This is a genomic window from Streptomyces sp. BI87 (assembly GCF_025957665.1).
GTDB classification, from domain to species: domain Bacteria; phylum Actinomycetota; class Actinomycetes; order Streptomycetales; family Streptomycetaceae; genus Streptomyces; species Streptomyces albidoflavus.
Window position 1 is genome coordinate 806,735 of sequence record NZ_CP110079.1, and the last position, 12,482, is coordinate 819,216.

The 12,482-nt window shown below is 75.0% G+C and carries 10 protein-coding genes; 1 reads left to right on the forward strand and 9 read right to left on the reverse strand.

The genetic code is table 11. The annotated features are described in order from the left end of the window. Positions 1 to 7: 7 nt before the first annotated feature. From OIM89_RS03430 to OIM89_RS03465, 8 genes are all read right to left on the reverse strand, one after another. A complete protein-coding gene (locus OIM89_RS03430; RefSeq protein WP_264490972.1) occupies positions 8 to 1,306 on the reverse strand; it encodes a hypothetical protein in 1,299 nt (432 codons plus the stop codon). Continuing rightward, complete coding sequence (locus OIM89_RS03435; protein ID WP_030696792.1) at positions 1,303 to 4,056, reverse strand: DEAD/DEAH box helicase; 2,754 nt, start codon at positions 4,054 to 4,056, stop codon at positions 1,303 to 1,305. The genes OIM89_RS03430 and OIM89_RS03435 overlap by 4 nt, the downstream gene beginning before the upstream one ends. 43 nt (positions 4,057 to 4,099) lie before the next feature. Continuing rightward, entirely contained in the window at positions 4,100 to 4,690 is a 591-nt protein-coding gene (locus OIM89_RS03440) for a hypothetical protein (protein ID WP_047468595.1), read from the reverse strand. Beyond that, positions 4,687 to 5,859, reverse strand: a complete 1,173-nt coding sequence (locus tag OIM89_RS03445) for an ROK family glucokinase (RefSeq protein WP_030696790.1) — start codon at positions 5,857 to 5,859, stop codon at positions 4,687 to 4,689. Before OIM89_RS03445 ends, OIM89_RS03440 begins: the two co-directional genes overlap by 4 nt. Positions 5,860 to 5,950: 91 nt before the next feature. Further along, positions 5,951 to 6,823: an ATP-binding cassette domain-containing protein gene (locus OIM89_RS03450; protein WP_047468592.1), complete on the reverse strand. Its 873-nt coding sequence runs from the start codon at positions 6,821 to 6,823 to the stop codon at positions 5,951 to 5,953. After that, a complete protein-coding gene (locus OIM89_RS03455; protein ID WP_030696788.1) occupies positions 6,820 to 7,872 on the reverse strand; it encodes an ABC transporter permease in 1,053 nt (350 codons plus the stop codon). The genes OIM89_RS03450 and OIM89_RS03455 overlap by 4 nt, the downstream gene beginning before the upstream one ends. After that, on the reverse strand, positions 7,869 to 8,873 hold the full coding sequence (locus OIM89_RS03460; RefSeq protein WP_047468589.1) for a sugar ABC transporter substrate-binding protein: 1,005 nt from the start codon (positions 8,871 to 8,873) through the stop codon (positions 7,869 to 7,871). The genes OIM89_RS03455 and OIM89_RS03460 overlap by 4 nt, the downstream gene beginning before the upstream one ends. Before the next feature lie 265 nt (positions 8,874 to 9,138). Beyond that, positions 9,139 to 9,903, reverse strand: a complete 765-nt coding sequence (locus OIM89_RS03465; RefSeq protein ID WP_030696786.1) for a GntR family transcriptional regulator — start codon at positions 9,901 to 9,903, stop codon at positions 9,139 to 9,141. 102 nt (positions 9,904 to 10,005) lie between these two features. On the opposite strand from OIM89_RS03465, the gene OIM89_RS03470 reads away from it, so the two are divergent. After that, a complete protein-coding gene (locus OIM89_RS03470; protein ID WP_047468587.1) occupies positions 10,006 to 11,010 on the forward strand; it encodes a Gfo/Idh/MocA family oxidoreductase in 1,005 nt (334 codons plus the stop codon). A 38-nt stretch (positions 11,011 to 11,048) separates the two neighbouring features. Here the strand turns inward: OIM89_RS03470 and OIM89_RS03475 are convergent, their stop codons facing one another. Further along, complete coding sequence (locus OIM89_RS03475; RefSeq protein WP_264490973.1) at positions 11,049 to 12,233, reverse strand: cytochrome P450 family protein; 1,185 nt, start codon at positions 12,231 to 12,233, stop codon at positions 11,049 to 11,051. Positions 12,234 to 12,482: the final 249 nt, after the last annotated feature.

A 12,482-nucleotide genomic window follows, 5' to 3' on the forward strand; every position in this document is an offset into this window, starting at 1 on the left:
GCGGGGTTCAGGCCCCGCCGCCTGGCAGCGCCCCGAACACCGCCACCGGGTCCAGGCCCGGCGTCGCCGTGGGCCACCAGTCCTCGCGGCCGGGGTCGGAGATGTAGCCGTACCAGAGGCCGTCGCGGCCCAGCCGGAGCTGGCGGTCGCCGGCCGGGTGGGTGAGGCGGTTGCGTTCGGGGCGCAGGCGCGGGTGGCCTGCGGCGAGCAGGGTGGGGCGGGCGCGGTCGAAGGGTCCGGCCGGCGGGTCCCAGGGTTCCTCGAGGGCGACGAGGCCCGCCTCGCCGCCGAGTTGCCAGGCGGCGACGGCCCGGTGCAGGTCGGTGACGTCCCGTCCGGCGGCACGGGCGAGGCGGGCGTACAGGTCGCGGGCGGCCGAGGTGAGCCCCGAGCCGGGCCGGGCGGCGGCGATCCGCACCGCGTCGGCCCAGTGGCCCAGCCCCGCGAGCGGATCACGCCCGGTGGCCAGCAGGGCGTGGGCACGCGCGGCGGCCTGGGTGGCGAGCTGGTCGAGGGCGAGCGGGTCGGGGCCGCCGTGGCCGGAGGGGTACGAGGGCGGGGCGGCGGGCCCGGCCGGGACCGGCGGGGGCGGCGGCACCGGCGGCCGGGGCCCGGCGGCGAGCACGTCGCGGGCGCGGACGCCGGGCAGCGGCGGCGGACGGTACGGGTCCCCGGCCTCGTCGTCCGGGGTCTCGTCCCCGGCCGGCGCGGGGGCGGCGCGGGTGACGCTGAGCCGGGTCAGGGTGTCGATCAGGTCGTCCTCGCCCCGGCCGCGCAGGAGCAGCAGGACGAAGGGGTCCTGGTCGAGGAGGCGGGCGGTGCGGTGGCAGAGCGCCGCCGCGTGCTTGCACGGGCGGACCGGGTCGGGGCAGGTGCAGTCGGGGATCAGGTCGCCGGCGCCGGGCAGCAGCGGCACCGGTCCCTCGGCGAGGGCCGGCGGCAGTTCGCGGTCGAGGAGGGCGGCGAGGTGGGCCGGGTGGTCGGCGATGTGGTCGAGGAGGCGGGTCCAGTCCTCGTCGGTGAGCGGGCGGACCCGCAGCCGGGCCCGGTAGGGGCGGGGCCGGCTGCCGTGCACGTAGGCGAGGACCAGGCCCGGGGTGACGGTGACCGCGTCGACGCTGCCGCGCGCGGCCAGGTCGCTGCCACGGGCCAGGCGCCCGGGATCGCGCGACTGGCCGGTGAGCGCCGTGACCCAGGCGCGGCCCCACCAGGTGGTGGCGGCGGTGTCGCCGGCCGGCTGGGCGGGGAAGGTGCGGCGCAGGCCGTCGGCGGAGGCGCGGGCCCGGGCGCCGGTGGGGCGCGTCACGTGGTCCTGCGCAGGGAGACGAGGTCGGTCAGCTCGCGGTCGGTGAGTTCGGTGAGGGCGCCTTCGCCGGAGCCGAGGACGGCGTCGGCCAGGGCGCGCTTGGCGGTGAGGAGTTCGGCGATGCGGTCCTCCACGGTGCCCTCGGTGATGAGCCGGTGGACCTGGACGGGGCGGGTCTGCCCGATCCGGTAGGCGCGGTCGGTGGCCTGCTCCTCGACGGCCGGGTTCCACCAGCGGTCGTAGTGGAAGACGTGGGAGGCGCGGGTGAGGTTCAGCCCGGTCCCGGCGGCCTTGAGGGAGAGGACGAGGACGGGGGTGCGGCCCTCCTGGAAGCGGTCGACCAGGCGCTCGCGTTCGGCGACGGGCGTGCCCCCGTGGAGGAGTTCGGCGGGGACGGCGCGGGCGGCGAGGTGGGCGCCGATGAGCTTGGCCATGCCGACGTACTGGGTGAAGACCAGGGCCGAGCAGTCCTCGGCGAGGAGGGTGTCGAGGAGTTCGTCGAGCAGGGCGAGCTTTCCGGAGCGGCCCTCCAGCCGGGCGGGGCTCTCCTTGAGGAACTGCGCGGGGTGGTTGCAGATCTGCTTGAGGGAGGTGAGGAGTTTGAGGACCAGGCCGCGACGGGCGATGCCCTCGGAGCGTTCGATGGCGGCCATCGACTCGCGGACCACCGCCTCGTAGAGGGAGGCCTGCTCGCGGGTGAGGGGCACCGGCCGGTCGGTCTCGGTCTTCGGCGGCAGCTCGGGGACGATGCCGGGGTCGGACTTGCGGCGGCGCAGCAGGAAGGGCCGCACGAGGCGGGCCAGCCGTTCGGCCGCCTCGGGGTCCTCCCCGGACTCGACGAGCCGGGCGTGCCGGGCGCGGAAGGCGGTGAGCGGGCCGAGCAGGCCGGGGGTGGTCCAGTCGAGCAGGGCCCAGAGCTCGGAGAGGTTGTTCTCGACGGGGGTGCCGGTGAGGGCGACCCGGGCGGCGGCCGGGAGGGTGCGCAGGGCCTGGGCGGTGGCCGAGTGCGGGTTCTTGACGTGCTGCGCCTCGTCGGCGACGACCAGGCCCCAGCGGACTCCGGCGAGCGATTCGGCGCTGGAGCGCATCGTGCCGTAGGTGGTGAGGACGAAGCCGTCCGGTACGTCGCCGAGGCTGCGGCCCTGCCCGTGGTAGCGGCGGACGGGCACGCCGGGGGCGAAGCGGGCGATCTCGCGCTCCCAGTTGCCGAGCAGGGAGGCGGGGCAGACCACCAGGGTGGGGCCGGTGCCGGTGCGCTTGAGGTGGAGGGCGATGAGGGTGACGGTCTTGCCGAGCCCCATGTCGTCGGCGAGGCAGCCGCCGAGGCCGAGCGAGGTCATCAGCTCCAGCCAGCCCAGCCCGCGCAGCTGGTAGTCGCGGAGGGTGGCGTTCAGCCCGGCCGGCGGCTCGACGCGGCCGGGCGGAGCGGCGAGCCGGTCGCGCAGGGCGGCCAGCGCGCCGACGGGGACGGCCTGGACGGGTTCGCCGTCCACCTCGGCGGTGCCGGTGAGGGCCACGCCGAGGGCGTCGACCGGGTCGAGGAGGCCGAGGTCGCGTTTGCGGGCCCGGCGCACCACCTCCGGGTCGACCACCACCCACTGGTCGCGCAGCCGCACCACGGGCCGGTGGGCCTCGGCCAGTTCGTCCATCTCGGCCTCGCTGAGCCGCTCCCCGCCGAGGGCGACCTGCCAGCGGAACTCCAGGAGCCGGTCGGCGTCGAAGAAGGGGGTGCCGTCGGTGGCGGAGCCGGGCGCGCCGCGCACCTCGGCCTCGGCGGTCAGCTCCCGGGCCAGTTCTCTCGGCCAGTGCACGGGGACCCCGGCGGCGCGCAGCCGCTCGGCGGCCACCCCGAGCAGGTCGGAGAGTTCCGCGTCGTCCAGGGAGAGGACGTCGGGGACGGGCTGGTCGGCGAGGCGTTCCAGCGGGGCCCAGACGCGGGCGGCGCGGCGCAGGGCGAGCGCGGCGTCGATCCGGGCGCGCGGGCCGAAGCCGGGCAGCCGCTCCCCGGACCAGAGCGCGGCGGCGTCCGCGATCCGGGTGGGGTCGGCGAGGCTGTGGACCTGGAGGACGGCGGCCCCGGCGCCCCGGCGGCCCTCCTCGCCCTCGGGGTCGAAGAGGCCGTACGCGGAGAGGTCGAGGCGGAGCGAGAGGCTGACCCCGGCGTCCTGTCCGGCGGCGGCCAGCGCGGCCCAGCCGCGTGCCGCGGGCAGCCGCTGGGGCGCGGTGGCGGCGAAGGGCGCGCCGAGGGCGTCGGCGGCGGCCGGGGTGCGGGGCAGCGTGTCGGCGACGGCGTCGAGGAAGGCCCGCAGCAGCGCCTCCGGTGCGGGGACCAGGAGCGGGGAGCGGCCCTCCAGCGCGACCGGGTGGCCCTCGGGCGGCAGGGCGGCCGCCAGGTCGCGGAGGCGGAGCAGGTCGGTGGCGTCGAGCGGGCCCGCGCGCCAGGCGTCCTCGTCGGCCTCGGTGAGGCCGGGCAGCAGGCGCCCCCGGGCGACGAGGTCGAGGGCGAGCCGGGCGGCCGCCTGCCAGCAGGCGGCGGAGGGACTGGCGGCGGGGTCGGCCAGCAGCGCGGCCAGGCCCTCCTCGACGCCGAGGACGGCGGCCTCCACCGGAACGCGGCGCACGGTGGCGCCCCGGGCGCGGGCGACGGTGAGGGTGGTGGTGGCGCCGGTGTCGCGGGGCGGGGCGCCGCCGTCCGGGGACCACCAGGCGAGGCGGCCGCGCCGGGGCAGCACGGCGGGCAGGAAGGTCACGGCCCCCTGCCCGGTCCCGCTCACCGGTGGGCTCCGGTACGGCTCACGGCGTGCTGGTGGCGACCACGTAGACCAGGGCCTCGCCGGTCGGCTTGCGGGTGACGGTGATGTTGTGGGTGGGCAGCGGGTCGTCCTGCTGGTGGGTGAGGCCGGACCAGGGGCCGGAGACGCCGAAGTCCCAGCCGGTGACGGACTGGTTGCGGGCGCTGATGGTGACCTTGCCCTGCTCCAGGTCTTCAGGTGTGGCGCCGTAGGTGGCGAGGAAGGTGGCCAGCTGGTCCTCGGTGGTGCGGAACTGCACGTAGAGGCGGCTGGTCTTCCAGTTGTTGGTCTCGTAGTAGGCGACGTGCCAGGCGTTGTCCGGGAGGGGGACCTGGTAGATGCGGCGCTGCACCTGGGAGGGCCAGCCGCTGGTCAGGCCCGTCGCCGACCACTTGCGTTCCTTGTCGCGGCCGCTGTCGCGGCTCTGCCCGGCGGAGACCAGGAGGTAGCCGGCGGGGACGCCGATGAGCAGCACGATGACGATGGCGGTGATCCACCGTCTGCGCACGGTGCGGCGGCGCTGCTCGCGGGTGGGCGGCACCGGCGCGGCGGCCGGCTCCGGCTTCGGCTCGGTGGGGGTGGGGAGGCTCATGACGGGCTCTCCTGGCTGGTGACGGCGGCCTGGTCGTCGCCGGTGCGGCGGTCCTGGGCGTACCGCTCGTACCGTTCGTACCGCTCGACGCGGCGGCGCTTGGCGCGGCGGAAGCGGCGGGCGACCAGGCGGGCCAGGTCGGCGGCGCCGACCATGCCGGCCTCGGGGCCGAGCTGGGCGCGGGTGATGCGGGCCTCGGGGCGGTAGCCGCGGCCGGTGAGCTGGCGGCGGAAGGCGTCGCGGGCCGGAAGGATCAGCAGGTCGTCGGCGGCGCTGACGCCGCCGCCGACCACGAAGCAGGAGGGGTCGAGGGCGGCGGCGAGGTTGGCGATGCCGACACCGAGCCACTGCCCGATGTCCCCGAGCAGCTCCACGCACATCGCGTCGCCCTCGCGGGCGAGCTGGGTGATGAGCGGCCCGGTGATGTCGTGGACGTTGCCCTGGACGCGGTCGATGAGGTTGTACGCGACCGGGGAGTCGGCGGCGGCCAGCTCGCGGGCCTCGCGGACCAGGGCGTTGCCGGAGCTGTACTGCTCCCAGCAGCCGCGGTTGCCGCAGGGGCAGCGGTGGCCGCCGGGGACGACCTGCATGTGGCCGAACTCGCCGGCGACGCCGTACTTGCCGCGCTTGACCTGGCCGTCCTCCAGGATGGCCCCGCCGATGCCGGTGCCGAGGGTGATCATGACGAGGTGGTCCTCGCCGCGTCCGGCGCCGAAGCGCCATTCGGCCCAGGCGGCGGTGTTGGCGTCGTTGTCCACCATGACGGGGACGGCGAGGCGGCCGGAGAGGCGGTCGCGCAGCGGCTCGTTGCGCCAGGAGAGGTGAGGGGCGAAGAGGACCCGGTTGCGGTCGGCGTCCACCCAGCCGGCCGCGCCGATGCCGACGGCGTGCACGTCGTGCCGGTCGGAGAGGTCGAGGACCAGTTCGACGATGGTGTCCTCGACGACCTTGGGGCTCTTCGACTTGTCGGGCGTCTCGGTCTTCAGCTGTTCGAGGATGGTGCCGTCGGCGTCCACGACACCCGCCATCACCTTGGTGCCGCCGATGTCGATGCCGACGGTCGGCACCCGGGGCGCGGTCAGGTGGGACCGCCTCTCCCGCGTGCCGACGGTACGCAGGACGGTGGCCCGTGCGGAGCCGCGGTGTGCGAGGTCGCGGTAGGTGCTCATCGCGACGATTCTGCCTTACCGGGCACGCCCGGCGCACACGCGCCCGCCCGGGGGGCGCGCCCTCGCCGGGTCGCGCCCCTCGGGGTGCGGGTCACCGGCCGCCGGGCTCCGGGCCGCGCGCCGGGGCGCCCCCGAGATGGTCGGGGACGGGGGCGCGCTCCAGTGCCTCGCCCAGTTCGTCCAGGTCGGAGCCGCCCGCCATCTGGCGGGTCAGCTCGTCCAGGTCGATGTCGCCCTTGAGGTGGCTGCCGGCCATGGCGCCCCGCTTGAGCAGCACGAAGCGGTCCCCGACCAGGTAGGCGTGGTGCGGGTTGTGCGTGATGAGGACGACACCGAGGCCGGCGTCGCGGGCGGCGGCGACGTACTTGAGGACGACGCCGGACTGCTTGACGCCGAGGGCGGCGGTCGGCTCGTCCAGGACGAGGACCTTGGCGCCGAAGTAGACGGCGCGGGCGATGGCCACGCACTGGCGCTCACCGCCGGAGAGGGTGCCGATGGGCTGGTCGACGTCGCGCAGGTCGATGCCCATCCGGGCCAGCTCGGCGCGGGCGGTCTCGCGCATGAAGCGGACGTCCATGCGGCGGAAGGGGCCCTTGCCGGTGGTCGGCTCGGAGCCGAGGAAGAAGTTCCGCCAGACCGGCATCAGCGGGACCACGGCGAGGTCCTGGTAGACGGTGGCGATGCCCCGGTCCAGGGCCTGGCGCGGCGAGGAGAGGTGGGTCTCCTCGCCGGCGATCCGCAGCGTGCCGGTGTCGTGCGGGTGGAGCCCCGCGATGATCTTGATGAGGGTGGACTTGCCCGCGCCGTTGTCGCCGAGGACACAGGTGATCTCCCCGGCGTGGACCTCCAGCGAGACGTCCTCCAGGGCGCGGACGTTGCCGTAGTACTTGCTGACGTCGGCCAGCTCGACGAGGGCGCCGGAGTCGGCCCCGGCCTCGGGCGTGGCTTCGGGGTGCGCGTTCATGCCGTCTCCTCCGCCCGCTTGCGGACCCAGTGGTTGAGCAGGGTCGCCAGCAGCAGCATCGCCCCGAGGAAGAACTTGAACCAGTCGGGGTTCCACTCGGCGTAGACGATGCCCTTGCTCGTCATGCCGAAGATCAGCGCGCCGATGGCGGAGCCGATCGCGGAGCCGTAGCCGCCGGTGATGAGGCAGCCGCCGATGACGGCCGCGATGATGTAGATGAGTTCGTTGCCGACGCCTTCGCCGGACTGCACCACGTCGAAGGAGAAGAGCAGGTGCTGACCGGAGATCCAGGCGCCGACCGCCACGCCGAGGTACAGGCCGATCTTGGTGGCGCGCACCGGCACGCCGACCGCGCGGGCCGCGTCGGCGTCGCCGCCGGCCGCGAAGATCCAGTTGCCGTACCGGGTGCGGAGCAGAATCCAGGTGGCGACGGCGACCAGGGCGATCCACCACAGCACGGTGATCTTGATGTGGACGCCGCCGACGGTCAGCGTCGAGGCGAAGACCGCCCGGGCCGAGTCGAAGCCCTCCATGTCGGCGATCGACTTGGTGGAGACGGTGCCGCTGATGAGCTTGGTCAGGCCGAGGTTCAGGCCGGTCAGCATCAGGAAGGTGCCGAGCGTGATGATGAAGCTGGGCAGCTTGGTCCGCGTCAGCAACACGCCGTTGAAGAGACCGACGGCGAGGGTGAGCAGCAGGGAGACGCCGACGCCGACCCAGACGTTGGCGGTCATCTGGTAGCTGAACATCGAGGAGACCAGCGCCGAGCTGGTCACGGCGACGCCGGTGGAGAGGTCGAACTCCCCGCCGATCATCAGCAGCGCCACCGGCACCGCCATGATGCCGATGGTCGAGGCGGCGTAGAGGACCGTCGTGAGGCTGGAGAGCTGGAGGAAGCTGTCGGCGGCGAAGGTGAAGAAGAGGAAGACCGCGACGGCGCCGACGACCGCGCCCAGCTCGGGGCGGCCGAGGAGCTTCTTCAGCGGGGAGCGGGTGATCAGCCGCTCGTCCGCTGGGCCGGAGGGGGTGGCGGGGGCGGGCGCGCTCATCGGGTGCCCCGCTTGGTGTAGTCGGCGAGGGCGTCGGCGTCCTTCTCGGTGATGATCTGCGGCCCGGTGAGGACCGGCTGGCCGCCGCCGAGGACGTCCGCGTTGTAGTGGTACAGCCAGAGCAGGTCGACCGCCTCGTACCCCTGGAGGTAGGGCTGCTGGTCGACCGAGAAGCCGAGGGTGCCGTCCTTCAGCCCCTGGGCGACCTTGGCGTTGAGGTCGAAGGTGTTGATCTCGGCCTTGCTGGAGGCGCCCTCCTTGGCCTTGACGGCGGCGTCCGCGAAGGGCGCGCCGAGGGTCACCACGGAGTCGAGGCTCTTGTCGGTCTGGAGCCGGGCCTCGATGGCGGCCTGCGTGTCGGGCATGTTGGTGCCGTCGACGTAGAGGTTGATCAGCTTGCCGTCGAAGCTCTCGCGGACGCCGTCGCAGCGCTGCTCGTGGCCGACGTTGCCCTGTTCGTGCAGGACGCAGAGGGCCTTCTTGCGGCCGCGCTTGTTCAGCTCCTCGCCGACCGCCTCACCGGCGATCTCCTCGTCCTGCCCGATGTGGGTCAGCGCGCCGAACTCCTTGGACTTCTCGGAGCCGGAGTTGACGGTGACGACCGGGATGCCGGCCTGCACGGCCCGCTCGACGGCGGCCTTCATCGCGCCGGGCTTGGCGAGGGTGACGATCAGCCCGTCGACCTTCTTGTCGATGGCGGCGTCGACCAGCTGCGCCTGCTGCTGGGCCTCGTCGTGGTGCGAGTAGAGGAACTTGATGTTGTCCTTGACGGCGGCCTGCTGGGCGCCCTTCTGGACGATGTCCCAGAAGGTGTCGCCGTCGCCGGAGTGCGTGACCATGGCGAAGGTCCAGCGGGGCGTGTCCACCGCGGCCCTCCCCTGGGCCGCCTCGGCCTTGGCGGCGTCCTCGGCGCGCTTGCCGCCCGTACTGCTGCACCCCGCGAGGGATGCGCCGAGAACCCCCGCCAGCGCGATGCTTACCCAGGTCCGAAACCGTGCCACGAGGCCGTGCCCTTCTCGCTGTGACGCTTCATGCGAAGGGGGCGGAGAAGCCGCCCCAACCGCCCAAGTATCCCCGACCGTGCCCGCGGGGTCTCGGGCCGGGGGCCCGGGGCCGCCGGAGCGGACCGGCGCCACCGGGGCGCGAGGCCCGCGTCTGCGGGGACAGGGGAGGTTGTAGTGGGCTCCGCGGGGACCGTCAATGTGTGCGACGCCACGTTCGCGGTTCGTTGTACGACCGTTCCCGTACGGCTCGGGGCGCCCCCGCTCAGCGGCGGGCCAGGAGCTGGAAGTCGAAGGAGTGGCGGGTGGCCCGGTAGACGTGGCTGCCCAGTTCGACGGCGCGTCCGGTGTGGTCGCGGCTGAGGCGGCGCATGGTCAGCAGCGGGGCGCCGGGCGCCTCGCCGAGCAGGGCGGCCTCCTCGGCGGTGGCCGCGCGGGCGCCGACCGACTGGTGGGCGCTGTGCAGGGTGATGCCCGCCTCGCGGAGCAGTCCGTACAGGCCGCTGCCGGCGAGCCGGTCGGGGGCGAGGTCGAGCAGGCCCGCCGGGAGGTGGTTGGTGAGGCGGGCCAGTGGTTCGCCGTGGCTGAGCCGCAGCCGCTCCAGGCGGACCACCTCGGCGCCCTCGGCGAGCTGGAGGGCGGCGGCGGTCTCGGGGCTCGCGGTCTCGGTGACGCAGCGCAGGACGCGGGTGGTGGGGCGCAGCCCGGCCGCCTCCAGGTCGTCGTGGAGGCTGCTCAGTTCCAGCGGGCGGCGCAGCGGGGCGTGCAGGACCTGGGTGCCGACCCCCCGGCGGCGGACCAGCAGCCCCGCGTCGACCAGCGACTGGATGGCCTGGCGGACGGTGGGCCGGGACAGGCCCAGGCGCCGGGCGAGGCCGATCTCGTTGCCGAGGAGGGTGCCGGGGGCGAGGGCGCCTCCGGTGACGGCGGCCTCCAGCTGCTGGGCGAGCTGGTGATAGAGGGGTACGGGGCTGCCGCGGTCGACGCGCAGGTGGAGGGAGGCGGTGGGGTCGTGGTCGGTCGGGGGCACGCAGGCGAGCGTAGAGGGTGGGTGGCCGGGGCGGGAAGGTGTGCGGTCCGGTTGTCCTGACAACCGGTTGACGGGACCGGTGGGGCCCTGCACGTTGGGTCCATGAGGATCGCACTCGCCGGAACCGGCCGGATCGGCTCGGCCCACGCCCGGACGCTCGCGGCACATCCGAAGGTGTCGTCGTTGGTGGTGGCGGACGCGGACCCGGAGCGGGCGGCGGCGCTGGCCGGCCTCACCGGGGCCGAGGCCGCCGCCGACGTGGACGCGCTCTTCGCGGCGGGGCCCGACGCGCTGGTGGTGACGGCGGCGACGGCGGCGCACGCCCCGCTGATCGCCCGCGCCGCGCGGGCCGGGCTGCCGGTCTTCTGCGAGAAGCCGGTCGCCGTGGACCTGCCGGGAACGCTGGCGGCGCTCGCGGAGGTGGAGGCGGCGGGCACACTCCTCCAACTCGGCTTCCAGCGGCGCTTCGACGCCGGGTACGCGGCTGCCAGGCGCGCGGTCCGCTCGGGCGAACTGGGCCGCCTGCACACCGTCCGGGCCCTCTCCTCGGACCCCGCTCCCCCACCGCCCGCCTACGTCCCGCTCTCCGGCGGCCTGTTCCGCGACTGCCTGGTCCACGACTTCGACATGGTCCGCTGGGTGACGGGGCGCGAGGTCACCGAGGTGTACGCGACGGGGTCGGACGCGGGCCCGGCGATGTTCCGGGAGGCGGGCGACGTGGACACCGCGGCGGCCCTGCTCACCCTGGAGGACAACACCCTGGTGACGGCGACCGCGACGCGGTGCAACGGCGCCGGGTACGACGTGCGCATGGAACTGGCCGGCGAGGCGGGCCAGCTGACGGTGGGGCTGGACGCCCGGGCGCCGCTGACCTCGGCGGAGCCGGGCGGTCCTGCGGCGCCACAGGACCCGTGGCCCGGTTTCCTGGAGCGGTTCGCCCCGGCGTACGCGGCGGAGCTGGACGCCTTCCTCGCGGTGGCCCGGGGCGAGCTGGCCAACCCGTGCGACGGCCGCGAGGCGCTGGCCGCGCTCAGGATCGCGGAGGCGTGCGAGGTGTCCCGGCGGGAGCGGCGGCCGGTGCGGCTGGCGGAGATCCCGGGCGGCTGATCGGGCGCGGGCCCCGGCGCATGCCGGGGCCCGCTGCCTCACCAGCGCAGGGGCAGGTCGCGTACGCCGCGGATGAGCAGGCCGGGTGCCCAGCCGGAGGGTTCGCCGTCGGCGGCCAGTTCCGGGCAGCGCGCCAGCAGGGAGGTGAGGGCGATCCGTCCCTCCAGGCGGGCGAGCGGCGCGCCCAGGCAGAAGTGCAGGCCGTGGCCGAAGGCCAGGTGGCCCTGGGTGCGGCGGCGGATGTCGAAGCGTTCGGGGTCGGGGAAGCGGGCCGGGTCGTGTCCTGCCGAGGCGAGGCTGACCAGGACGGGTTCCCCCTGGCCCATGCGTACGCCGCCGATCTCCACCGGTTCGCCGGTGTGCCGCCAGGTGGCCGTCTCGATGGGGCCCTCGTACCGCAGGATCTCCTCGACGGCGCCCTCGGTCAGGGTGGGGTCGGCGCGCAGGGCGGCGAGCTGCTCGGGGTGGCGGAGCAGGGTGTGGACGCCGCTGGCGATGAGGTTGACGGTGGTCTCGTGGCCGGCGATGAGCAGCAGATAGGCCATGGCGCGCTGTTCGCTGGAGCTGAGCTGGTCGCCCTCGTCGTCGGCGGTGCGGATGAGGTCGGCGATCAGGTCACCGGTCGTCCCCGAGCGCCGCTTCTCCTCGATCAGCGCGTCGAGGAAAGTGCCGAGTTCGGCGAGGTTGGCCTCGGGCGGGACCTTCCCGGAGGGGGCGACGACCTCGCTGGACATGCGGCGGAAGGCGGCCCGGTCGGCGACGGGGACGCCGAGGAGTTCGCTGATGACGGTGAGCGGCAGCGGGAAGGCGAAGGACTGCACGAGGTCGGCGCGCCCGCGCGGCACCATGGCGTCCAGGAGTTCGTCGGTGATCCGCTGCACGAGCGGGGCGAGCGCCTGCACCCGTCGGGCGGTGAACTCGCGGGCGACGAGCCGCCGCAGCCGGGTGTGCTCGGGCGGGTCGGCCACGAGCATGTGGCGGCCGATCAGCTCGCCCTCGGGGATCTGGATGCCCAGGGTGGTCGGGTCCTTGGACAGGCGCGGATCGGCGAGGGTCTCGCGGGCCTCCTCGTAGCCGACGACCAGCCACGCCTCGGCGGGCCCGTCCACCCCCGGCAGGCTGACCCGGTGGACGGGGCCGCGGGCACGGAGTTCGGCGTAGACGGGGTACGGGTCGGCGGTGAACCTCTCGCCGTAGGCGGCGAGGTCGACGACATCGGTCATGGCTCCCCCTTCGGCCGGCGCCGCGCCAGGTACCTCCTGGCGCCTCGCCAGCCCAACCACCTTACGCAGGACGCGGGTTGGCGGCATTCGCCAGGGTCGTCCCGGCGTGTCTTCTGCGCAGTCGTCCCCCTCAGGGAACGCCAGGGCCGGACCGAGGAGGCGATCGAGCAGACACGGGCGCACCCCGAGGGCGACACCTGGTACGCGGCCTGGGCCTGGGCCGGCCTGCCGGACGAAGCCGGCCGCACC

Coding starts and splice junctions, on each gene's coding strand:
- OIM89_RS03450 (WP_047468592.1), bottom strand. CDS start 6,823: ATGAACGCGCACCCCGAAGCCACGCCCGAGGCCGGGGCCGACTCCGGC.
- OIM89_RS03440 (WP_047468595.1), bottom strand. CDS start 4,690: ATGAGCCTCCCCACCCCCACCGAGCCGAAGCCGGAGCCGGCCGCCGCG.
- OIM89_RS03475 (WP_264490973.1), bottom strand. CDS start 12,233: ATGACCGATGTCGTCGACCTCGCCGCCTACGGCGAGAGGTTCACCGCC.
- OIM89_RS03470 (WP_047468587.1), top strand. CDS start 10,006: ATGAGGATCGCACTCGCCGGAACCGGCCGGATCGGCTCGGCCCACGCC.
- OIM89_RS03445 (WP_030696790.1), bottom strand. CDS start 5,859: ATGAGCACCTACCGCGACCTCGCACACCGCGGCTCCGCACGGGCCACC.
- OIM89_RS03455 (WP_030696788.1), bottom strand. CDS start 7,872: ATGAGCGCGCCCGCCCCCGCCACCCCCTCCGGCCCAGCGGACGAGCGG.